Annotated in this window: 17 protein-coding genes; 9 read left to right on the top strand and 8 right to left on the bottom strand. The window is 69.0% G+C overall.

Translation table 11 applies throughout. The features are described from left to right. Nucleotides 1–152 precede the first annotated feature (152 nt). The 4 genes from AC1RB9_RS15265 to cmrA form a co-directional block, all read right to left on the bottom strand. Nucleotides 153–2,027: a DUF3857 domain-containing transglutaminase family protein gene (locus AC1RB9_RS15265; RefSeq protein WP_003088690.1), complete on the bottom strand. Its 1,875-nt coding sequence runs from the start codon at nucleotides 2,025–2,027 to the stop codon at nucleotides 153–155. Between the two features lie 174 nt (nucleotides 2,028–2,201). Then, the gene (gene yidD, locus AC1RB9_RS15260; protein ID WP_003088692.1) at nucleotides 2,202–2,462 is read right to left on the bottom strand and encodes a membrane protein insertion efficiency factor YidD; all 261 of its coding nucleotides are present in this window, start codon (nucleotides 2,460–2,462) and stop codon (nucleotides 2,202–2,204) included. A 58-nt stretch (nucleotides 2,463–2,520) separates the two neighbouring features. After that, the gene (locus AC1RB9_RS15255) at nucleotides 2,521–3,873 is read right to left on the bottom strand and encodes a hypothetical protein (protein ID WP_003162260.1); all 1,353 of its coding nucleotides are present in this window, start codon (nucleotides 3,871–3,873) and stop codon (nucleotides 2,521–2,523) included. 87 nt (nucleotides 3,874–3,960) lie between these two features. Then, nucleotides 3,961–4,893, bottom strand: coding sequence for an AraC family transcriptional regulator CmrA (gene cmrA / locus AC1RB9_RS15250; RefSeq protein WP_003106506.1), 933 nt, complete (start codon nucleotides 4,891–4,893; stop codon nucleotides 3,961–3,963). A gap of 587 nt (nucleotides 4,894–5,480) precedes the next feature. Between cmrA and AC1RB9_RS15245 the strand changes: the two genes are divergently transcribed. After that, on the top strand, nucleotides 5,481–5,777 hold the full coding sequence (locus AC1RB9_RS15245; RefSeq protein WP_003118540.1) for an antibiotic biosynthesis monooxygenase family protein: 297 nt from the start codon (nucleotides 5,481–5,483) through the stop codon (nucleotides 5,775–5,777). 57 nt (nucleotides 5,778–5,834) lie between these two features. Here the strand turns inward: AC1RB9_RS15245 and AC1RB9_RS15240 are convergent, their stop codons facing one another. Continuing rightward, nucleotides 5,835–7,829, bottom strand: a complete 1,995-nt coding sequence (locus AC1RB9_RS15240; protein WP_003162258.1) for an alkaline phosphatase D family protein — start codon at nucleotides 7,827–7,829, stop codon at nucleotides 5,835–5,837. Between the two features lie 327 nt (nucleotides 7,830–8,156). Between AC1RB9_RS15240 and AC1RB9_RS15235 the strand changes: the two genes are divergently transcribed. Together AC1RB9_RS15235 and AC1RB9_RS15230 are read left to right on the top strand one after the other, a co-directional pair. Then, nucleotides 8,157–8,663: a sigma-70 family RNA polymerase sigma factor gene (locus AC1RB9_RS15235; protein ID WP_003088700.1), complete on the top strand. Its 507-nt coding sequence runs from the start codon at nucleotides 8,157–8,159 to the stop codon at nucleotides 8,661–8,663. After that, nucleotides 8,660–9,613, top strand: coding sequence for a FecR family protein (locus AC1RB9_RS15230; RefSeq protein ID WP_003107078.1), 954 nt, complete (start codon nucleotides 8,660–8,662; stop codon nucleotides 9,611–9,613). The genes AC1RB9_RS15235 and AC1RB9_RS15230 overlap by 4 nt, the downstream gene beginning before the upstream one ends. A gap of 37 nt (nucleotides 9,614–9,650) precedes the next feature. Here AC1RB9_RS15230 and cynS read toward each other — a convergent pair whose 3' ends face one another. Then, nucleotides 9,651–10,121 (bottom strand): cyanase, encoded by a 471-nt coding sequence (gene cynS, locus AC1RB9_RS15225; protein ID WP_003088707.1) that lies wholly within the window; start codon nucleotides 10,119–10,121, stop codon nucleotides 9,651–9,653. A 39-nt stretch (nucleotides 10,122–10,160) separates the two neighbouring features. Beyond that, complete coding sequence (cynT, locus tag AC1RB9_RS15220; RefSeq protein WP_003107081.1) at nucleotides 10,161–10,823, bottom strand: carbonic anhydrase CynT; 663 nt, start codon at nucleotides 10,821–10,823, stop codon at nucleotides 10,161–10,163. A gap of 114 nt (nucleotides 10,824–10,937) precedes the next feature. Here cynT and cynR point away from each other — a divergent pair, with 114 nt between their 5' ends. After that, entirely contained in the window at nucleotides 10,938–11,825 is an 888-nt protein-coding gene (cynR, locus tag AC1RB9_RS15215) for a transcriptional regulator CynR (protein ID WP_003114874.1), read from the top strand. Between the two features lie 6 nt (nucleotides 11,826–11,831). Here cynR and AC1RB9_RS15210 read toward each other — a convergent pair whose 3' ends face one another. Further along, nucleotides 11,832–13,217, bottom strand: a complete 1,386-nt coding sequence (locus AC1RB9_RS15210) for an MFS transporter (RefSeq protein WP_050585144.1) — start codon at nucleotides 13,215–13,217, stop codon at nucleotides 11,832–11,834. A 140-nt stretch (nucleotides 13,218–13,357) separates the two neighbouring features. Here AC1RB9_RS15210 and AC1RB9_RS15205 point away from each other — a divergent pair, with 140 nt between their 5' ends. The 5 genes from AC1RB9_RS15205 (at nucleotide 13,358) to AC1RB9_RS15185 (ending at nucleotide 21,509) form a co-directional block, all read left to right on the top strand. Next, the gene (locus AC1RB9_RS15205) at nucleotides 13,358–14,260 is read left to right on the top strand and encodes a LysR family transcriptional regulator (protein WP_003450478.1); all 903 of its coding nucleotides are present in this window, start codon (nucleotides 13,358–13,360) and stop codon (nucleotides 14,258–14,260) included. 386 nt (nucleotides 14,261–14,646) lie between these two features. Next, nucleotides 14,647–17,604 carry a TonB-dependent receptor gene (locus AC1RB9_RS15200; protein ID WP_003450480.1) on the top strand — a complete coding sequence of 986 codons (2,958 nt, stop codon included), beginning with the start codon at nucleotides 14,647–14,649 and terminating at the stop codon, nucleotides 17,602–17,604. A gap of 3 nt (nucleotides 17,605–17,607) precedes the next feature. Next, complete coding sequence (locus tag AC1RB9_RS15195; protein WP_003118735.1) at nucleotides 17,608–19,416, top strand: extracellular solute-binding protein; 1,809 nt, start codon at nucleotides 17,608–17,610, stop codon at nucleotides 19,414–19,416. Between the two features lies 1 nt (nucleotide 19,417). Next, a complete protein-coding gene (locus tag AC1RB9_RS15190) occupies nucleotides 19,418–20,491 on the top strand; it encodes a microcin C ABC transporter permease YejB (protein ID WP_003160166.1) in 1,074 nt (357 codons plus the stop codon). A 1-nt stretch (nucleotide 20,492) separates the two neighbouring features. Then, nucleotides 20,493–21,509: an ABC transporter permease gene (locus AC1RB9_RS15185; protein WP_003162651.1), complete on the top strand. Its 1,017-nt coding sequence runs from the start codon at nucleotides 20,493–20,495 to the stop codon at nucleotides 21,507–21,509.

Here is a 21,509-nt window from a genome sequence, read left to right as displayed (position 1 = left end):
GGCTCGCCAGCGGAATGCTGGCGTACGTCGCCGACCCGGAGCGCATGGCGCGTTTCTATGAACAGGCGCTCGGCCTGGAGGGCTGCGCGGGCGAGTAGAAGGATCGCCCGCTGGTGCGGCTGGACGCGCCCGCCGGAGCGGGCGCGGGTCGCTCAGGGACGCTTGTCCAGCTTGACCACCAGGCGCAGTTGCTCGACGCAACCGCGGCTCTGCTCGATCAGCTTGCCGAACTCGGCGCTGTTGATCTCGTCGTGGTTGAGCCAACTGGTCTTCTGCACTTCCCGATAACGATAGTGGTAGCCGCCATCCTTGGCCGGTTCGGCCTGCAGGTCGATGTCGAACCAGGGGCTGCGGATCTCGCAACTGTGCGCCGGCTCGTCGGTCTTGCCGCCGGACAGGCTGATGTCGTAGGAGGTGATCTGCGGTTCGCCCAGGTACAGCTCGGCCAACTGGCCTTCGCTACGGTACTTGGCGAACGCGTCCCACTGGCTGGCCAGGTCCTGGCGGTTGTAGAAATACTCTCCGCCGAGCCGGTCGAGGGCGCGGCGGTCGGTAAGCCTGGCACTGATCGTATAGCTGGGCGGCAGCACGAACTGGCTGTCGTCGCGCTCCAGCACGCAGTCGCTGCCTTCCTTGGCGAAGTTGCGGCACAGGTCCTGGTCGGTGCTGGTGCGGCCGCGCTGGCGATCGGCGACGCTGAGCTGCATCAGCGGCGCATTGGAAAGCTCCACGCGCGACTCGACCCGGGCTTCGCCGTCATGGGTGTAATGCTCGCTGCGGGTCACGCGCAGGGTGTCGCCGGGCGCTTCCAGGGGAATCTCGTCGCGCCGCACCTTGCCGTCGGCGCCCAGCACCAGCGCCCAGCGCTGCTGGATGTCGGGCATGGTGCGGCCGGGAGCGAACACCGGGTTGGTCGGGTCCAGCCACCAGGTCTTGCCGTCCACCTCGGCGCGGACGATGGCATGGTTCGGCGCGTACATGCCGGGCACCAGCAGGTCCCAGACCACGTCGCCGCGGCTGACCAGGGTCGGTTCGGCCTTGATCCCGGCGGCCTTGAGCATGGCGGCGAGGAGGATCGCCAGGTCCTTGCAGTCGCCGTAGCCATTGCGCTCGATCTCCGCCAGGGAGAAGGGCACGTAGCCGCGCTCGCTGGCGCGCCAGTCGCCCAGGTAGCGGTAGGTGTCGTTGATGTACTGCATCAGGCCGGCGACCTGCTCGCGGGCCGGCTTGCCCTTCACCGCAGCGACGGCCGCCGCGGCGCCCTTGGGCAGCTCCGCGGCGAGGATCTCGTTGTAGCGCGCGGCGAACGGGCCGAAGTTGTCCTGCAGGTCCAGCGAACTGCCCAGCTCCAGGCGCGGGGTATGGCGCAGGTAGGCGTTGCCGGCTTCGTTGATGTAGTTGGTGTATTGCGGCTTTTTCAGGCTGACCTTGAGGGTCTTCTTGTCGGCGCTCTGTTCGATGCGATAGGCGTCCATCAGCTCGCTGCGCACGAAGATCGGCCGCTCGGCCTTGAACTCGGCGACGAAGCGGTCGTCGCGCACCGGCATCGGCGGGCGGCTGAGAATGTAGTGGAACTGGGTGCTCAGCGGCTTGGCGGTGAAGTGCTCGCGCAGGGTGTAGCTGATGCGGGTGCCGACGCGCAGGTTGGGGAACGCCAGGGAGGTCTGGCGTTCGCGCAGGAAGCCCTGGTCCGGGTTCGGCGCGGTGCGCGTATCGATCTGCGACTGGTCCAGCGGCACCGGCTTGCCGCCGGGCTGGGTCAGCTCGGCCTTCTCCACGATCAGGCTGTCGGTCTCCGCGTAGCTGCGATCGATGCGCGAGAGCATCTCGCGGCCGCTCGGCTTGAGGATGGTGAAGCTGTAGGTGCTCACGCAATCGGTGCTGTTGTCGGCGTTGAACTGGCAGCGGAACTCGGTTTCGCCGGCCAGCGGCGCCTCGGCGATCGGTTGCAGCGCGGCGAGGGCCGGGGTGGCGGCGCAGAAGACGCTGGCGGCGAGGAAGGAAGGGGAGAAGGGATGACGGGGCATCGGAGCCTCAGGATGAAACGTTTGAGCGGAACTCCCCGGCGTAGTCGGGCGCAAGGGGGCGCCGGGCGATAGCCGGGGAGATGGACCCTGAATGATAGGTTTTATCAATTCCGCATGTCGACCGGCGGGTCCGGTTATGTGCGGGATGTCGCCGTTGCGATCTTTTCGCCGGCTTCATTCGCCGGGCTTCGCCGTTCTGTGGCAGGCGCACGCCTGTTCCTGGCGCTCCGGAACCGGGTCGTAGCCGCCCGGGTGCCAGGGGTGGCAGCGCAGCAGCCGGCGCGCGCCGAGGTAGCCGCCTCGCAGCGCGCCATGTACGCGGATGGCTTCCAGGGTGTAGTGCGAGCAACTGGGGTAGAAGCGGCAGCGGGGACCGATCAGCGGGCTGATTGCGTACTGGTAGAAGCGGATCAGCCCGATCAGCAGGAACTTCATGGCGAGCCCTCGGCGGGGTTGCGGCGGCGAGCGGGCATTGTAGCGCCGTTGTCGGTCCTCAAGGAGCATTCTCCGCCGCGCAATAGAGGGTCCGCCCGTCGACGAGGCTGCGAGCAGTCGCCAGGCGGCCGCGCAGGCCGGGTTCTTCCGGCGCCAGCGTGCCCTCGCGCCAAGCGCCTCCGCGCAATGGAATCAGTGCCGAACGGCCGTAGCCCGGGCAGTACGCCTCGGCGTCGCCCTCCAGGTAGTCGACGCCGTCCAGGGTCAGCTCGCCGACATTCCAGCGCGCGCCGAGGTAGGCCTGGCGAAACGGCCCGTCGGCAAGGACGTAGAAGCCCCCGCGCACCTCGCTGGCCGCCGTGGCGAAGCCGATGGTGCGGCGCGGTTGCGGGATCACCAGCAGCGGTCGCCGTGGGTCGGCGAAGGCCTCCTGCAACTCGACCAGGCGCTGGCGGGTGGCGCCCATCTCGCGCCGGTAGCGCTCGCCGCGCGCCCGCGCGTCGTCGGGGAGTTCGCTCCAGGCCGGAGGCTGGTCGCGCAGCAGGTAGTCCAGCGGCCAGGTGCCGGCCGTCGCGGCTTCCTTCCAGTCCCCGTCGTCGCGCAGGTCCAGCAGCACTCCGGCCAGCGCGCCGATCTCGTAGGCTTCGCTGTCGACGCCGACGCCGATCTCGTTGGCATCGTAGAAGGCCAGGGCGTACTCCCGCAGCGCCTGCCGATAGCGTTGCGGATCCTCGGCGAAATCGGTGCGGTAGCGCGCGGCGGCGGCCATCTCGATGTAGCGCGCGGTGCCTTCGCTGAGATCGACCTGCGCCGCCAGCCGGCTTTCCTCGGGAGCCGCTTCGCGCCAGCGGCGCAGCCAGCCCTGGGCGTCGCTCAGGTAGCTGTCGCGCTGCCCGGGCGTGCGCAGGGCCTGGAGCAGCGACTGGAACAGGGCATAGCGGTATTCCCGCGGGCGCGGGTCGAGCGTGGCCAGGTCGCCGCGATAGCCACCGGGCTTGCGCAGGCCCGGCCAGTCTTCCTGGGCGTAGCGATGGAAGGCTTCGTGCGGGCCGATGGCGGCCAGCGTCTCGCTATTGCCGGTATTGCTCCGCAGGTGCGCGGCGCTGATCTGCAGCAGCACCGCCGGACGGCCCCGGTAACGCGGAAAGGCATAGCTCAGGTCGAGATCCGGGTCGCTGTCGCCCGCCACCGTGGTGCGCTGCGCGCGGCCTTCGGCATCGGCGACCCAGGTACTGCGGCCATCGCTGTAGAGGGAGGCCTTGTCGGCCATCCGCCAGCCGGGCCAGAGTCGTTCGCTGTGCTGGCCGACGGCATGGACATAGGCCAGGTAGCGGCGGGCGAACGACTCGCTGTCCGTCGCCGCGGCGGGAAGGGACAGGGCAAGCAGGAGCAGGGGCAGGGCTCGGGTCATGGCGGGTACGGTTGCGCAAGGTCGGTCGGGGCGACGAAGGTATCCCGCCGCTTCCCGATTGACCGTCGCGGCGGCTGCCGCGTTCCCCTAGGCGGTGTTGCGCGCCCGCGCCAGGTCGCGCAGCGGCGGGGCGCCGAACAGCCGGCTGTACTCGCGGCTGAACTGCGACGGGCTTTCGTAGCCGACCCGGTAGCCGGCGGCGGCCACTTCCAGGCCCTCGCTGAAGATCAGCCGGCGTGCTTCCTGCAAGCGCAGCTGCTTCTGGTACTGCAACGGGCTCATCGCGGTCACGGCCTTGAAGCGGTGGTGCAGGGTCGAGGGGCTGAGGTTGACCACCTGGGCCAGTTGCTCGATGCGCAGCGGCTTGCCGTAGTTCTGGTTGATCCAGTCGATGGCGCGGGTGATGCGGTGGGCCTGGCTGTCGGCGATGGCGATCTCGTGCAGGCGCTGGCCCTGGCCGCTGCGCAGCAGGCGGTAGAAAATCTCGCGGAGGATCAGCGGCGCCAGCATCGGGATGTCGCGCGGGCTGTCCAGCAGATGGATCAGGCGCAGCACCGCATCCAGCAGGCTGGCGTCGATACGGTCGACGTAGAGGCCGCGGTCGCCGCGCCGGCTGGCCACTTCCATGGGCCCGGCGTCGGAGATCAACTGGGTGATTTCCGCCGGGTCGATATCCAGCCGGACGCAGAGGTAGGGCGCGTCCGGCGAGGCGTCGATCACCTGGCCGGCCAGCGGCAGGGTGACCGAGACCACCAGGTAGTGCAGCGGATCGTAGATATAGCGTTCCTCGGCCAACTGCACCTCCTTGCGGCCCTGGGCGATGATGCACAGGGCAGGTTTGTGCATGCCGCGCGCCGGCAGGGTGGGGCCGTCGGCGCGAATCAGGGCGAGGGGGTCGACGGCGGTGCCGTAGACACCGTCGCTGGGACAGTGCTCGAGCAGCAACTGCGCCAGTTCGCTCTGGCGCTGGCGCAGTTCGGCGGGGAGATCGACGGAAAGAAGCGGGGTGTTTTCGCTCATGCGGGGACTCGCGGGGGAAACCTTCCCAAGACTAGCGCGCGCCGCGGCTGCAGGCACTCATCGCGATGCGCGTTGGCAGGATCAGGCAAGCATTCGCCAGGAACAGGCAAGCCAGCTCGTCGCACGGGGCGCAAGCGGATGAGAAAAAACCGGAACGCGGCAGTTTCAGGCAAGAACCCGACAGTATCCGTCTACCGATTCCCCGCGCCATCCCCCTAATCTGGCTGGCATGGCGGAATCTCCGTCATGCCGATGGGAAACACATGCAGGGGGACACACCTATGTCAAATCAACAGGCCAGACTGTCATCGGGCGGCATGTCGCCGGAGCGCGCGCCGGGTGCCTTCCGTTCGCGGCCGGTGCGCGACGGCGCGCTGGTCCCCGAGGCGCCTTCCCGTTCGCCTTCCGGCCCCGCCGCGGGCGGCACGCTGGCGCGGCGGACCCATCCCGGCAACTGGTAATCGGAGGCAGGGCACATGCGTCACCCTTACACCCCACAGCGGCCGGCCGGCGTCTTGGCGCCGCCGGCCCTTCCACTCCTGGTGCCGCTTGCGCAGCGGCGAATCCATGTCGAGGAGGCAGAGAGCATGCCAGCGTTCAATCGGGCCAGTCACCTGGTCAGCATTCGCGCCCGCAGCGGCCAGTCGCACCGCCTCGGCCTGCGCCTGCAAGAGCTGGCGCAGGCGGGCCAGGCCGCGCCCGGTTGCCTGCGCTACGAACTGCGCCAGGCGGACGGGGACTCCGACCTGTGGTTGTTGCACAGCGAGTGGAGCGATGACGCGGCCATGCAGGCGTACCTGGCCGGCGACGCCCAGCGGGTCTTCGCCGAGGTGCTCTGGCAAGCGCTGGCGGCGACCCTGGACGTGCAGGAGCGGCCGTTCTGAAACCGGGCGGGCGGATGATGCGGCGCGGCGTCCGCCCGTCCCCCTTGTTCTGGCCTCTCAGCGACCCGGCGTGACCGGCGACTGGTCCGCTCGTTCGTCTTCGACGTCGCGATGTCGCTCGAAGGCGGTCGCCGGCGAGCCATCGGCATTGACCTGCAACACCGCGCGCGGACGGCCGTCCTCGCCAATGAATACCTGGCCGATCCCGGCGCTGTTCCACAGGCGCTCGCCGGCCTGGCTGTGCTGCGGAACGCGCGGGCGGATTTCCAGACTGCGCCGCTGGGTCAGCCAGTTCAGCGGCGACCAGGGCGCATAGAGCCAGCGATTGAGGCGGTCGAACCAGTCCAGCAGGCGTCGCGGGAATTCGTTCTTGATCCCGCTGCTGGTGATCTGCCAGAGCCGGGGCCCGCGCTCGCGATGGCGAATCCGGATGTCGTAGACGAAGGAGTAATGCACGTCGCCGGAAAGGATCAGGTAGTTACCCGGCGTACGCGAGTGGCGGAAGATGTTCATCATCACCGAGGCCGCGCCGCGATGGGCCATCCAGTTTTCCGCATCGACCAGCAGCGGCTGGCCGATCCAGCTGAAAAGCTTCTGTACGCCCTCGATCAGCTTGACCCCGAACATCGGCGCCGGCGACACGATGATCGCCGCCTTTTCGCCGAGCAGGTCCTGCTGGAATTCACTCAGTGCCTCCCAGTCCATCAGCCCGGAGGGCCGGCCCAGGTTGCGCTCGCTACGCCAGCGGCGGGTGCGCGTGTCGAGGACGATCAGGGTCGGGCTGCCAGGCAACCGGTAGTGCCAGTGCTGGAAGTCGAGCAGGGTATCGAGCAGGCGGTCCTGCTCGGCGCAGGGCAGCCGGCCGTCTGCCGCGGCACCCTCCATCAGGGCCGCGACCGGCGCCAGCCATTCGCCGCAATGCTGCGGGTCGTTGCCCCAGCCCTGGCAGAGCAGGTAGGCGAGCAGGGCGTTGCCGATGATCCGCCGGGAGAACGGATGGCCGTAGGCGGTCAGCTCCCAGCGTGCTGAAAGGTTCCAGTCGTCGGTGATGTCGTGGTCGTCGAAGATCATCAGCGACGAGATATGCGCCAGCGCCCGCGCCACGCGGGGCAGGCCATCGCGGAAGGCTTCGATGTGCCGGCGCTCGCCGGCGAAGCGCTGCGCGTGCCGCGCATCCAGCCCCGGCGGCGGTTCCAGCCTGACCAGGCGCCAGGGCGCCGGCGACCAGACCAGCAGGTACATCGCCAGCACCTCGGCCAGGCCGACCAGATGGTTGTGGGCGTTGGCCGAGGTGAAGATCGGCTTCTTCACCCCGCCGAAGAAGCGCTCGCGCAGGGCTTCGTTGGACTCGAAGGCGGGCAGCAGGTCCTCGCGCCGGTAGTAGGTGGCCGGGTGCGCGTAGAGTGCCTCGCTGTCGTTCACCAGTGCGCCTTCCAGGTGTTCGCCGTACAGGCCGAGGCGGTGGATCAACCCATGGATGGCCACCAGCATCGGCCCGGCGACGTCGTCGGCGTAGACCTGGTCGCCGCTCATCATCAGCAACGCCGGGCGGCTTTCGGCCTGCAGCAGGTTTTCCTCCAGCAGCCGGTCGACCTGCAGCAGGCCATCGGCCGCTGGGTGATGCGGCTTGCGGCAGGAGCCGTGGAGCAACTGGTCGAGACGTGGCTTGAGCACCAGGCTGGCGCGCTGGCGACCGGGGTAGAGCAGATGCGGCGCCCATTCGGCGATTCCCGCAGGCTCCCGGCCGTCGGCGGCGAGGCGCAGGTCGTAGTCGACCAGGCGGGCGCAGGGCAACGGCGGGTCGAGCGCGACATCCAGCAGGTGCAGCCAGGCATGGGTGCCGATGCGGATGGCCGAGTGGGTTCCTTCCGCGAGGCGGACCCGACGCTCCGCCTCGCCTTCGCTGGCGAGGATCAGTTCGATGGTCGTCGGGCATGACGTGGCCAGCCAGAACACCAGGCGTCCGGGCTCTGCGCGGCGCAGCAGGGGACCGGCCAGGACCAGGGGCAGGGCTTCGTCAGGCGGGGTGTCGTTGGGGAGCGAGGCGGACATTGGTACGGGCGTTGTCGACGCGGCGAAACAAGCTGACGAGTATGCCGCTTTCGGCGGATCGCGGCGTTGCCATTTCGTAAGGAATGACGACAGTCGTCGCGGGATGGCGATCTTCTAATGCCAAAAAGTTAAGTACACCTTAATTAATATTCTTTTTTGCGTTCGGGCTTCTGCGGCATATTGCCTTCCGCGCAGGCCCGGCGGCCTGCCATCGCTGTTTGCGGGAGGGACACGTGCAATCCGACGTCGGCGCCGCCTCCCGCCGATCAAGGTTTCGCCTGCCACCCCGACGCCCGGTGGCGCAGGCCCGTAGCACGAGAGTGCGGAATGGGCATGGATCAGACACGCAATCGCCTCGTCGGCCTGATGTTCCAGAACGACTATTCCTGGCTGAGCGGGCGCCTGCGGCGCTACCTCGGCTGCCCCCACAGCGCCGAGGACATCGCCTCGGAAACCTTCCTCAAGGTCCTTGCCCTGCCGGACCCGGCAAGCATCCGCGAGCCGCGCGCGCTGCTCACCACCATCGCCCGCCGGCTGATGTACGACGGCTGGCGGCGCCAGGACCTGGAACGCGCCTACCTGGAAAGCCTGGCCGGGCTTCCGGAGGCCCTCGCGCCGTCCGCCGAGGAGCAGGCCCAGGTGGTGGAAACCCTGCTGCGCCTGGAGCGCATGCTCGCCGGGCTGTCGCCGAAGGCCCGCGCCGCCTTCATCCATAGCCAGATCGGCGGACTGACCTACGTGGAGATCGCCGGCTTGCTGGAGGTTTCCGTCAGCCGCATCCACCAGTACATGGTCGAGGGCTTCAAGCAGTGCTACCAGGTGCTTGCCGAATGAGCCAGGGAAGGCGAGAACGCATCCTCGACGAAGCGGCGCAGTGGATGGCGCTGCTGCAATCCGGCCATGCCGGCGCCGAGGAGCGCCTGGCGTTCCAGCAGTGGCGCCAGGCCGATGCCGAGCACGGTGCGGTGTTCGACCGGCTCAGCCTGGGCTTGCAGTCGTTTCGCGACGAGCCCCTGCACGGCTTGCGCGCCGAGCAATTGATCGGAGCCCTCGAGGCGCCGTCCGCCCGTCGCCGGTTTCTCCAGCGCAGCCTCGCCCTGGCGGCGTTCGGCGTGGCGACGCTGGCGCTGGGGCGGATCGGCATCGTCGGCTTCCCCTGGCCCGGCGACCTGTACACCGGCACCGGACAACGCCAGAGCTTCCGCCTGGAGGATGGCAGCCAACTGGTGCTGGACGCGCGCAGCCGGGTACGCCCCGAATTCGATGGCTACCGGCGTCGCCTGCGCTTACGCGAGGGCCGCCTGCTGGTTGACGTGGCACGGGATCCGGCGCGGCCTTTCGTCGTCGACACCGGGCGTGGCCAGGTCGAGGCGCAGGGAACCCGCTTCCAGGTCAGCGATGACGGCGCCAGCTCGCGAGTGGTGGTGCTCGAGTCGCGGGTGCGGATCACCACTGCCGACGGACGGCAATGCCTGTTGGAGCGCGGCCAGAGCGCCCGTTTCGACGCCTCGGCGATTCTCGCCCGAGGTCCTGCCGAAGGCGGCGAGAGCGCCTGGCTGGATGGCCGGCTGGAGGTCCGCGACCGCCCTCTGGGGGAGGTGCTGGAAGCGTTGCGCGCCTATCGCCGCGGCATCATCAGCGTCGCCGACGACGCGGCGGCGCTGCGCGTCAGTGGCATCTACCCGCTGGACGACAGCGGCGCGGCGCTGGCATTGCTGGAGCAGAGCCTGCCGATCCGGCTCGACTACCACGGGCCCTACTGGGTCAGCATCGCCAGCCGCTGAGGCGCGCGCCCGGCGGCGAGCCGGGCGGCGCGACGCTTCAGAACGGCTTGGTCGGCAGGTACTTGCCGTCGAGGGTGATCACCGCCCGCGAGCCGCCTTCCGGGTCCTCGACCTTCTTGATGTCCAGCTTGAAGTTGATCGCGCTGATGATGCCGTCGCCGAACTGTTCGTGGACCAGCGCCTTCAGGGTGCTGCCGTAGACTTGCAGCATCTCGTAGAAGCGATAGATGGTCGGGTCGCTGGGAATGCCGCCGGGAATGCTGCCGCGCAGCGGGATGCTTTGCAGCAGGAGCACCGCGTCGTCGTCCAGGCCGAGTTGGGCGGCGACCTTGCGCGCCGCCGCCTCTGGCAGGGCATGCTGGCCGAGCAGGGCGGCGGTGACGAAGGTCAGGGCGAGACCGGTGCCGTCGGCCAGGTCCTGCCAGGACAGGCCCAGGCGGGCCTTGTTCAGGACCACGGTCTCGGCCAGTTGCTGGCGCGCGTTGGGGGACACTTGGCTGTGTTGCATGAGATGACTCTCCTTGCGGGTGGTTGTGAGGGAAGGGATTCAGGCGACCGCCTGCCCGGGTTCGCCGCCTACCGCGCGCACTTCGGGATGCTCGGCGAGGGAGACGAAGCGCCGGCTGGCGCCGTCGAGGGCGTCGATGCGGCCGCTTTCGATGTCGTAGACCCAGCCGTGCAGGTTCAGCCGACCCTGCTCCAGGGCGCGGGCGACGCAGGGGTGGGTGCGCAGGTTGGCCAGTTGGGCGATCACGTTGTGCCGCACCAGGGCGTCCAGCCGCGCCGCCTCGGAGGCGTGTTCGTGGGCGCTGTTCATCGCCCGTGCGGCCTCGGCGTGGTGCAACCAGCCGGCCACCGCCGGCAGCTGGTCGAGACAGGCGCAGGACGCGATGGCGCCCATCGCGCCGCAGTCCGAGTGGCCGCAGACCACGATGTCGCCGACCCCGAGCACCGCCACCGCGTATTCCACCGAGGCGCTGACCCCGCCGGGCTGCGGCCCGTAGCCGGGGACGATGTTGCCGGCATTACGGATCACGAAGAGTTCGCCGGGCTCGCGCTGGGTCAGCAGTTCGGGGACCACCCGGCTGTCCGAGCAGGCGATGAACAGTGCCTTGGGGGCTTGCCGGGTGGCCAGGGACTTGAACAGTTGCGAGCGCGCCGGGTAGGCGTCGCGCTGGAAGCGGAGAAAGCCGTCGATGATGTCACGCATGGCGCTGGGCTCCTGGCCGTCGAATGGTGGGGCCAGGATGCGCGGATTGAGCCATAGGGTCCAAGACCGGTTTATTATTCCAGTCATTGGTCTGGTCTATAGTTGGATGTTTCCATGCTGCTTCGCCACCTGCGCTACCTGCTCGCTGTCGCCGAGCATCGCAACTTCACCCGCGCCGCCGAGGCGCTGCACGTTTCGCAGCCGACCCTGTCGCAGCAGGTGCGGCAACTGGAAGAGCAACTGCGCGTGCAATTGCTCGACCGCTCCGGCAGGAGCGTGCGTCCCACCGATGCCGGCGAGCTGTACCTGCTTCATGCGCGGCGTGCCTTGCGCGAGCTGGAAGCGGCGCAGCGGGCGATCCACGAGGTGCGCGACCTCAGTCGCGGCCGCCTGCGCCTGGGCATGACGCCGACCTTCACCTGCTATCTGGTGGGCGCCCTGGTGGATCCGTTCAATCAGCGCTATCCGGGCATCGAGTTGAGCCTCGAGGAGTTGCCCCAGGACGCCCTGGAGGCGGCGCTGATCGACGATCGCCTGGACCTTGGTGTGGCCTTCAGCGAGCCGGGTTCAGTGGAGATCGACAGCCAGCCGCTCTACCTGGAGCGCCTGGGCCTGGTGCTGGGGGCGGAACACCCGGCGGCGGACGCGCCGCTGGCCGCCGCAGCGCTGGCGGAGTTGCCGTTGGCGTTGTTGCGCGACGACTTCGCCACGCGCCGGCACATCGACGCTTACCTGCGCCAGCAAGGGGTGACGGCGCGGGTGGCGCTGGAGGCGAACTCGATCAGCGCCATCGTCGACGTGGTTCGCCGCGGACGGCTGGCCAGCATCCTGCCGGAGGCGGTGGCGCGCCAGCAGGCCGGGTTGCGCTGTGTGGCGCTGCGGCCGGCGCTGCCGACCCGCCAGGTAGCGCTGTTCTGGCGCCAGGGCAGCCACCCCGGTGCCGCGCGCCTGGCCTTCCAGGCCCTGGCGCTGGAGCTCGGCGCCGAGCTGGGCGACGCCTGAGCGGGATCAGCCGCGACTCGGCTGCAACGCCGCGGGCTCCTCGCGGCGCAGGCGCAGGGCCAGGGCGGCGCCGAACAGGGCGAGCAGGGCGCTGAGCGCGGTCACCCATTCGATGCCGCGCGCCTGGCTGGCCAGCAGGCTGGCGGCATCGGCGCCGCGCACCTGGGTGTTGGCCAGCGCCACCAGCAGGGCCAGGCCGAGCGCGCCGCCGATCTGCTGGGTCATCGAGGCCATCCCCGAGGCGACGCCCTGTTCGGCGGGATCGACGCCGCTGGCGGCGCTGACCCACATGGCGGTCCAGGTCATGCCCTGGCCGACGCTGAGGATCACGATGGCCGGCAGCAGCGCCAGGAAGCCGCGCCCCAGCGGCAGGCACGCTGCCAGCAGGCCGAGCCCGAGTGCGCCCAGCAGCAGGCCGGCGACCAGCGTCGCGCGTGCCCCGTGGCGGGCCAGCAGGCGCTCGGCGACGCGGATACCGAGGGTGCAGAGCAGAGTCGCCGGGAGGAACGCCAGGCCGGTCTGCAACACGCTGTAGCCGTACACCGACTGGAAGTAGATGGCCAGGAAGTAGTACTGCACGCCGTAGCTGCTCATGAAGATCGCGGTCAGCAGCATCGCCACCTGCAGGTTGCGGTTGCCCAGCAGGCGCAGCGGCATCAGCGGGTCGCGGCTGTAGTGTTCGATGGCGAGGAACGCCAGTAGCAGCGGGACGGAAAGGTAAAGTCCGAAACGTACCGAGGGCGCATCCCAGCCCGACTCGGGGCCCTGGACCAGGGTGAAGACCAGCAGGGTGGCGCCGGCGGTGACCGTCAGCGCGCCGGCCAGGTCGAAGCGCCGACCGCGCTGGCGCCGGGCGTCGGCCGGGATCAGGCGCAGGGCGAGCAGCGCCGCGGCGCCGGCCAGCGGCACGTTGACCAGGAAGATCGAGGCCCAGCCGAACAGCTCGGTGAGCGCGCCGCCGAGCGCCGAGCCGAGGGCCAGGCCGAACGCCGAGGCGATGCTCCAGATCGCCAGGGCACGATTGCGCGCCGGGCCCTCGGCGAAGTGATTGCCGATCAGCGCCAGGGTCGCCGGGAACAGCAGCGCGCCACCCAGGCCCTGCACGGCGCGGGCGAGGATCAACGGCAACTCGCTCTGGGCCAGCCCGCCCGCGAGGGAGGCGAGGGCGTACAGGCTTTGCCCGAGGACGTACATGCGGCGCCGGCCGAGCAGGTCGGTGGCACGCCCGCCGAGCAGGAGGAAGCCGCCGAAGGCCACCGTATAGGCGCTCACCACCCATTGCAGGCGTTGCGCCGAAAAATCCAGCGCCCGGCTGATTTCCGGCAGGGCGACGAACACGATGGTGGCGTCGAGGGCGATGATCAGTTGCGCGCAGGCGAGCAGGGCGAGCATCCAGTTGGAAGGGGCAGCACGGTCCGTCACGGCGGGACTCCTGGTCTGGGTTGGGCGCGGCCAGTGTTTCTCATGCTGGAATCGTGATAAATAGCCTCTCCGTCCTTTCACTGATGAAAATAATCATCGATGAGATCGCCATGGACCTGAATGCCGTCAAGTTGCTCGCCCGCGTGGCCGAGACCCGAAGCTTCACCCAGGCCGCCGTTTCCCTCGGTCTGACCCAGTCCGGCCTGTCGCGCGCCATCGGCCGGCTGGAAGCCGAACTCGGCGTGCGTCTGCTGCACCGCACCACCCGCAGCGTCAGCCTGACCCCGGACGGCCAGCTGTTCTACGAGCGCTGCGCACCCTTGCTGGCGGAACTGGAGGAAGTCGAGAAGTTGCTGGTGGACCGCCAGTGCGCGCCGAGCGGTCCGCTGAAGATCACCACCCCGCAGGCGCTCGGGCGGATCGTGATCATGCCGGTGCTGCGCGAACTGACGCGGCGCTACCCGCAATTGCAGATCGAGGCGGCGATGACCGATCGCCTGGTCGACCTCACCGAGGAAGGCTTCGACGCCGCCGTGCGTCTCGGTCGGGTCGGCGACGTGCGCCTGATCGCCCGGCCATTGGCGGCGTTGCGCTGGGTCACGGTGGCGTCGCCGGAATACCTGCGTGGCCACGGCACGCCGGAGCGCCTGGAGCAACTCGCCGGGCACAACTGCCCGACGGTGCGCGACCTGCATACCGGCAAGCTGCTGGAATGGCAGTTCCAGCGCGACGGCCAGCCGCTGAGCCTGGCGGTGCGCGGCGACCTGGTGCTGGACGTGGCCGACGCGCTGGTCGACGCGGCGCTGGTCGGCCAGGGCATCGTCCAGGTGATGGGCTTCATGGCCGAGGAGGCGATCCGCCGGCGTCGACTGGTACGCATCCTCCAGCCGTTCGAACCGCCGCTGTGCCCGGTGTCGCTGATCTACCCGCCGTCGCGGCAGTGCTCGCTGAAGATCGGCGCGCTCTACGAGGAACTGAAGAGCGCGCACTGGTGCGGGGCGCTGACGTACTGACCCGAGGGCGGCAGGGCGGATAACGCCGTGTTCGGACCGGCGGATAGCCGCAGGCGGCTATTCGCCCTACACGGGGCAAGGCCGGTAGCCGAGCTTGGGGGTGATTTTGGGGTAGGGCGAATAACGCCGGAGGCGTTATCCGCCGATACGCCGTGCCTGAACCGGCGGATAGCCGCAGGCGGCTATTCGCCCTACGCGGGGCAAGGCCGGTAGCGGAGCTGGGGAAGATTGTCGGGTGGGGCGAATGACGCCGGAGGCGTTATCCGCCGCCATGCCTATTCGCCCGCGCTTATAAGCTCAGAACAAAGCGTTCCAAGCCTGCCCTGCAAATCTCCCGCGCTCATCGCTCATCCCCTGGAAACCATGTTTTCGGGGGGAACCGAACGATGCCGCACCATGCTCCATCCACACGCCTGCCTTCCAGCCTGGCCCTGGCCGCGCTGCTCGCGGCGGCCTACGCCGCGCCGCCGGAGGCACGTGCGGAGACGCCCGCGCCCGCCGCCAAGGCGCTCACCTTCGACGTCGCCGCCGGCCCGCTGGACCAGGTGCTGCTGGGCATCTCGCGACAGAGCGGCTTGCTGATCTCCTTCGAGCAGTCGCTGGTGCGCGGCCGGCAGGCGCCGGCGGTGCGCGGTCCGCTGAGTGTCGACCAGGCCCTGGAACAGGCCCTGCGCGGTAGCGGCCTGCAGTTCCGCCGTTCCGAGCGCGGCGCGGTGATTTCCGCCGCGCCGCTGCGCGCGGCCGTACCGGCGGCGAAGGTGCAGCCGCTGGCGGCGAAAGCGGAGCAGACCCTGGAGCGGGTGGTGGTGACCGGCTCGCGGATTCCCCGCGCCCAGCAGGAAGGGCCGTCGCCGGTCACGGTGATCAGCAGCGAGGAAATCCAGAACCGTGGCTACCGCAACGTCTTCGAGGCCTTGCAGACGCAGACCCAGAACACCGGCATGACCCAGGGCGAGGACTACGGCAACACCTGGCAACCGGCGGCCAACGCCCTCAACCTGCGCGATCTCGGCCCCAACCACACGCTGGTGCTGATCAACGGCCGGCGCGTCGCCGACTACCCGACCGCCTATGGCGGCTCGGTGAACTTCACCAACCTGGCGAACATCCCGGCGGTCATGATCGACCGCATCGAGATCCTCAGCGGCGGCGCCTCGGCGATCTACGGCTCGGATGCCATCGCCGGGGTGGTCAATATCGTCCTGAAGAAGAAATTCGATGGCGTCGACGTCAACCTGCGCGCCGGCACCACCGAGCGCGGCGGCGGCGACAACCAGCGCCTGCAACTGGTCGGCGGCGGCGCGACGGGCGAATTCGAAGGCCTGTTCGGCCTGCAGGTCGAGCAGCGCCAGCCGGTCTGGGCCAACCAGCGCGGTTTCATGGACAGCTACCCGGACGGCAACAACGTCGGCTACCGGCTGAACCCGCAGAGCGGACGCTACCTCGGCGACGCCTCTTGCGCCGGCCTCGGCGGCCTGTTCGGCGGCAACGTGGCGCCGGTGCCGGGCGCCAGGGGTGGCTATCGCTGCATGACCGACCAGTACTACAACAACTACTGGACCCTGCAGACCAAGAAGGAAAACTACGACGGCTACGCCGGCGGCACCTGGCACCTGAGCGACAGCGGCAAGCTGTTCGCCGACCTGCTGTTCGGCTTCGACCACCTGCAGAACAATACCCGTGGGCCGTCCTTCACCTCGCCGGACTTCATCAATGCCTCCAGCGGCGACCTGGAGCGCTGGTACCGGCTGTTCTCGCCCGAGGAGATCGGCGGCAAGAGCAGCAACAACAGCAAGTGGCGCGAGGTGTCCTGGACCGGCACCCTCGGCTACAGCGACCGCGTCGCCAATACTTCCTGGGAATACGAACTGGCCGCGACCCGCTCCGAGTACCGCAGCGACCGCACTACCCGCTACACCCCGGCGGCCGGGATCCTCGACCTGTACCTGGGCCGCAAGCTCGGCGAACGCGACGGCTACCCGGTCTACGATCCCGATCCGGCGCGCCTCGGACGTCCGCTGAGCGAGGAAGAGTGGCGCAGCCTGCGGCGCAACGTGACCCAGCACAGCGAGTCCTACTCGCAGACCTACAGCTTCACCGGCAACGGCGAGCTGTTCGACCTGCCGGCCGGCCCGGTGGCCTTCGCCGGCGTGCTGGAGGTGGGCAAGCAGGGCTACAGGATCCGTCCCGACTCGCAATACAACGACGGCTCTCTCTACAACGTCTCCAAGGCCAGCAGCTCCGGCGGCTCGCGCGACCGTTACGCCGCCGGCGGCGAATTCAGCATCCCGCTGCACGACACGCTGCTGGCGTCCGCCGCCGGCCGCTGGGACCAGTACAGGTTCAGCGGTCGCACCGAGGAGCAGACCACCTACAACCTGGGGCTGGAGTGGCGCCCGCTGACCAGCCTGCTGCTACGCGGCAGCTACGGCACCAGCTTCCGCGCGCCGGACCTGAACTACATCTACCAGGCCGACGCCAACGGCTACTACCCGGCGCAGAAGGACTACTACGGTTGCGAGAAAGGCGTCGACGGCGCCTGCAAGAACGGCCGGGTCGACTACGTGCAGAGCGGCACGCCCGACCTGAAGTCCGAGCGCGGGCGCTACTGGAGCTACGGCTTCGTCTGGTCGCCGTCGAGCAGGTTCGACTTTTCCGCCGACTACTACCACATCCAGATCGATGACCTGCTGACCACCCTCGATCCGGACAAACTGCTGCGCGACGAGGCGGCCTGCCGTAGCGGCGGGCTCGATCCGGACTCGGCGCAGTGCCGCGACACCCTGGCGCGGGTCGAGCGCAACGCCGGCGACGCCAGCGTCGATCCGAATCGCCTGAACAAGGTCTACGTCAATGCCATCAACGCGGCCAAGGAGCGCACCAGCGGCATCGACCTGCGCAGCAACATCCGCTGGGGCGCCGGTGACTACGGCGCCTTCTCCTCGACCCTCGGCTACACCCTGGTGTTGTCCCACGACTACAAGCAGTCCGACGACTACCCCAGCGAGAACCAGCGCGACAGCCTCGACTCCCACGACTGGCGCAGCAAACTCAACGCCAGCCTGACCTGGGACTACGCACAGTTCACCTCGACGCTCTTCGCGGTGCGCTACGGCAGCGTTACCAACGCCGCTGGCAGCGGGCGCCTGAGCCCGTGGACGGTGTTCAACGCCAGCGCCCGCTACCGGCTCAACGAACGCGCCAGCGTCGGCCTGACGGTGAACAACCTGCTCGACCAGATCAAGGAGGACGACTCCGATGGCTGGCCGTACTATCCCACCGGCAACTACGACGCCATGGGCCGCCAATGGTGGCTGGACTTCAGCTATCACTTCGGTGGTTGAGCCATGCCCGGACGCATCCTGGTCTTCGCTTGCTGCCTGCTCGCCAGCCTGGCCCGCAGCGAGCCGCGCCATGCCATCACGCTCTACGACGAGCCGGCGAAATATCCGCCGGGTTTCCAGCACTTCGACTTCGTCGACCCGCAGGCGCCCAAGGGCGGCAGCCTGCGGCGGATGGAAAGCGGCAGCTTCGACACGCTGAACCCCTTCGCCAACCGCGGCACGCCGATCAGCATGACCCAGGCCGCGCTGATCTACGAAACCCTCGGCTTCCAGTCACTGGACGAGCCGTTCACCGAATACGGCTACCTGGCGCGCTACATCGAGAAAGCCCCGGACAACAGCTGGGTGCGTTTCCATATCGATCCGCGGGCGCGCTTCAGCGACGGCGTGGCGGTCACCGCCGAGGACGTGAAGTTTTCCTTCGATAGCCTGGTCGAGCAGGGCAGCCCGTTCTGGCGCGCCTACTACAAGGAGGTCCGCGAGCCGGTGGTGGAGGATCGCCTGCGCATCCGCTTCGATTTCCGTCATGCCGGCAACCGCGAACTGCCGCTGGTGCTGGCCCAGCTCTACGTGCTGCCCAGGCATTGGTGGCAGGGACGCGACTTCAACCGCAGCAGCATGCAGCCGCCGCTGGGCAGCGGACCTTACCGGCTGGAGAAGGCCGAGGCGGGGCGTTCGGTGAGCTACCGGCGCAACCCCGACTGGTGGGCTCGCGACCTGCCGGTCGGGCGTGGCCTGTACAACTTCGAGCGGATCCGTTTCGACTACTACCGCGACAGCGGCGTGGCCTTGCAGGCGTTCAAGGCCGGGCAGGCCGACATCAATGTCGAGACCAGCGTCAAGGCCTGGAGCAGCGGCTACGACTCGCCGGCCCTGCGCGATGGCCGGTTGCGCCAGGAGAGCTTTCCCTACCCGTACCCGGCCAGCCTCCAGGGCCTGGTGTTCAACCTGCGCCGGCCGCTGTTCGAGGACCGCCGGGTACGCCAGGCGCTGAGCCTGTTGTTCGACTTCGAATGGACCAACCGACAGCTCTTCGGCGGTCGCTACAAGCGCCTGCGCAGCTATTTCGACAACTCGGAGATGGCCGCCCGCGGCCTGCCCGGCGCCGACGAACTGGCCTTGCTGGAGCCGCTGCGCGGGCAAATCCCCGAGGAGGTCTTCGGCCAGGCCTACGCTCCGCCGGTGAACGACGGCAGCGGCGATATCCACGAGCGCCTGGTGCAGGCCTACCGCCTGCTCGGCGAGGCCGGCTGGCATGCCGTCGACGGGCGCCTGCTGGACACCGCCGGACGGCCGCTGCGCTTCGACCTCCTGCTCCAGGGCAAGGGCCTGGAGCGCGCGCTGCTGCCGTTCCAGCGCAACCTGGCGCGGATCGGCATCGATATGCGCCTGCGCCAGGTGGACGCTTCGCAATACATCGAGCGCATACGTGCGCGGGACTACGACATGATCGTTTCGAGCTTCTCCCAGTCCAATTCGCCGGGCAACGAGCAGTACAGCTTCTGGCATTCCTCCAGCTACGCCGATCCCGGCGGCTACAACCGCATCGGCCTGAAGGACCCGGCCATCGACCGGCTGGTCCAGGCGGTGGTCGAGGCCGACTCGCGGGCCGCCCTGGAAACCGCCGTGCGCGCCCTCGACCGGGTGCTGCAATGGGGCTACTACCTGATCCCGACCTGGTATTCCGACGAGGTCTGGATCGCCAGCTGGAATCGCTTCGGCCGACCGCCGCAGGCGCCGCGCTACAGCCTGGGGCTGAACACCTGGTGGGAAGTCCGCGAGCGGGCCGCGCCGAGCCGGGAGGCGCAGTGACATGGGCGGCTACCTGTTGCGCCGCCTGGCGCTGATCCTGCCGACCCTGCTGGGCATCCTGCTGATCAACTTCGCCATCGTCCAGGCCGCACCCGGCGGGCCGGTGGATCAGGCCATCGCGCGCCTGCAGGGCGTCGACGGCGGCGGCCCGCTGGGGCGTGGCGGGGAGGGTGGGCATGGCGCTCTGGAACCGCAGCGCCACGGCGAGACCGGCATCGATCCGCAGCTGGTGGCCGCCCTGGAGCGCCAGTACGGCTTCGACAAGCCGCCGCTGCAACGGCTCTGGCTGATGCTGTCGAGCTACGCCCGGCTGGATTTCGGCGAGAGCTTCTACCGCGACGCGCGGGTCATCGACCTGATCGCCGAGAAGCTGCCGGTCTCGCTGTCCCTGGGCTTGTGGGCGACACTGATCACCTACCTGGTGTCGATTCCCCTGGGGGTGGCCAAGGCGGTGCGCCACGGCAGCGCCTTCGACCTGTGGAGCAGCGCGCTGGTGGTGGTCGGCTATGCGGTGCCCGGCTTCCTCTTCGCCATCGTCCTGATCGTGCTGTTCGCCGGCGGCAGCTACCTGGACTGGTTCCCCCTGCGCGGCCTGGCTTCCGAGGGCGCCGAGCGCCTCGGCCCGCTGGCGCGCTTCGCCGATTACCTCTGGCACCTGGCGCTGCCGGTGGGTTCGCTGGTGGTCGGCGGTTTCGCCAGCCTGACCCTGCTGACCAAGAACAGCTTCCTCGACGAGATATCCAGGCAGTACGTCGCCACCGCTCGCGCCAAAGGGCTCAGCGAGCGCCGGGTGCTCTACGGCCATGTGTTCCGCAACGCCATGTTGCTGGTGGTGGCCGGGCTGCCGGCGGCGCTGGTCTCGGTGTTCTTCACCGGGTCGCTGCTGATCGAGGTGCTGTTCTCCCTCGACGGCCTCGGCCTGATGGGCTACGAAGCGGCGCTCGGCCGCGACTACCCGGTGGTGTTCGGCAGCCTGTTCATCTTCACCCTGCTCGGGTTGCTGGTGAAGCTGGCCGGCGACCTGGCCTACAGCCTGGTCGACCCGCGCATCGACTTCGCCGCGAGGAGACAGTGAGATGGCCATCGTCCTTTCCCCGCTGCACCGCCGCCGCCTCGCCGCGTTCCGCGCCAACCGCCGCGGGCGCCTGGCCCTGCTGCTGTTCCTCGCGCTGTTCGTCACCTGCCTGTTCGCCGAGCTGATCGCCAACGACCGCCCGCTGCTGCTGGAATACCGTGGCCAGTGGTTCCTGCCGGTGCTGCGGGACTATCCGGAAACCGCCTTCGGCGGCGAGCTGCCGTTCCCGCCGGACTACCGCGGCCGCTTCATGAGCGAACGCATCGCCCGCGACGGCTGGGCGCTGTGGCCGCCGATCCGCTTCGACGCCCGCAGCATCAACTACGCGCGCCCGGCGCCGGCGCCGCCCTCGGCGGAGAACTGGCTGGGTACCGACGACCAGGGCCGCGATGTGCTCGCGCGGGTGATCTACGGCCTGCGCCTGTCGATTCTCTTCGCCCTCGGCCTGACCCTGGCCTCGTCGTTGCTGGGAATCTGCGCAGGCGCGGTGCAGGGCTACTACGGCGGCTGGATCGACCTGTTCGGCCAGCGCTTCATCGAGGTCTGGTCGGGTCTGCCGATGCTTTACCTGCTGATCATCCTCGCCAGCCTGGTGCAGCCCGGGGTCGGCTGGCTGCTGGCGATCATGCTGCTGTTCTCCTGGACCAGCCTGGTCGACGTGGTTCGCGCCGAGTTCCTGCGCGGTCGTCACCTGGAGTACGTCAAGGCGGCGCGGACCCTCGGCCTCGGCGACGCCGGGGTGATGTTCCGGCACATCCTGCCCAACGCCATGGTCGCGACCCTGACCTTCCTGCCGTTCCTGCTCTGTGGCGCGGTGACCACCCTGACCGCCCTGGACTTCCTCGGTTTCGGCCTGCCGCCCGGCTCGCCGAGCCTTGGCGAACTGGTCGGGCAGGGCCGTGACAACCTCCAGGCGCCCTGGCTCGGGCTGACCGTGTTCGTGGTCCTGGCGACCTTGCTCAGCCTGCTGGTGTTCATCGGCGAAGCGGTGCGCGACGCCTTCGATCCGAGGACATGA

It is taken from the genome of Pseudomonas sp. 20-5, from assembly GCF_056782835.1.
The sequence above is the reverse complement of the archived record's forward strand: the minus strand, read 5'-3'. Positions and strand labels throughout refer to the sequence as shown.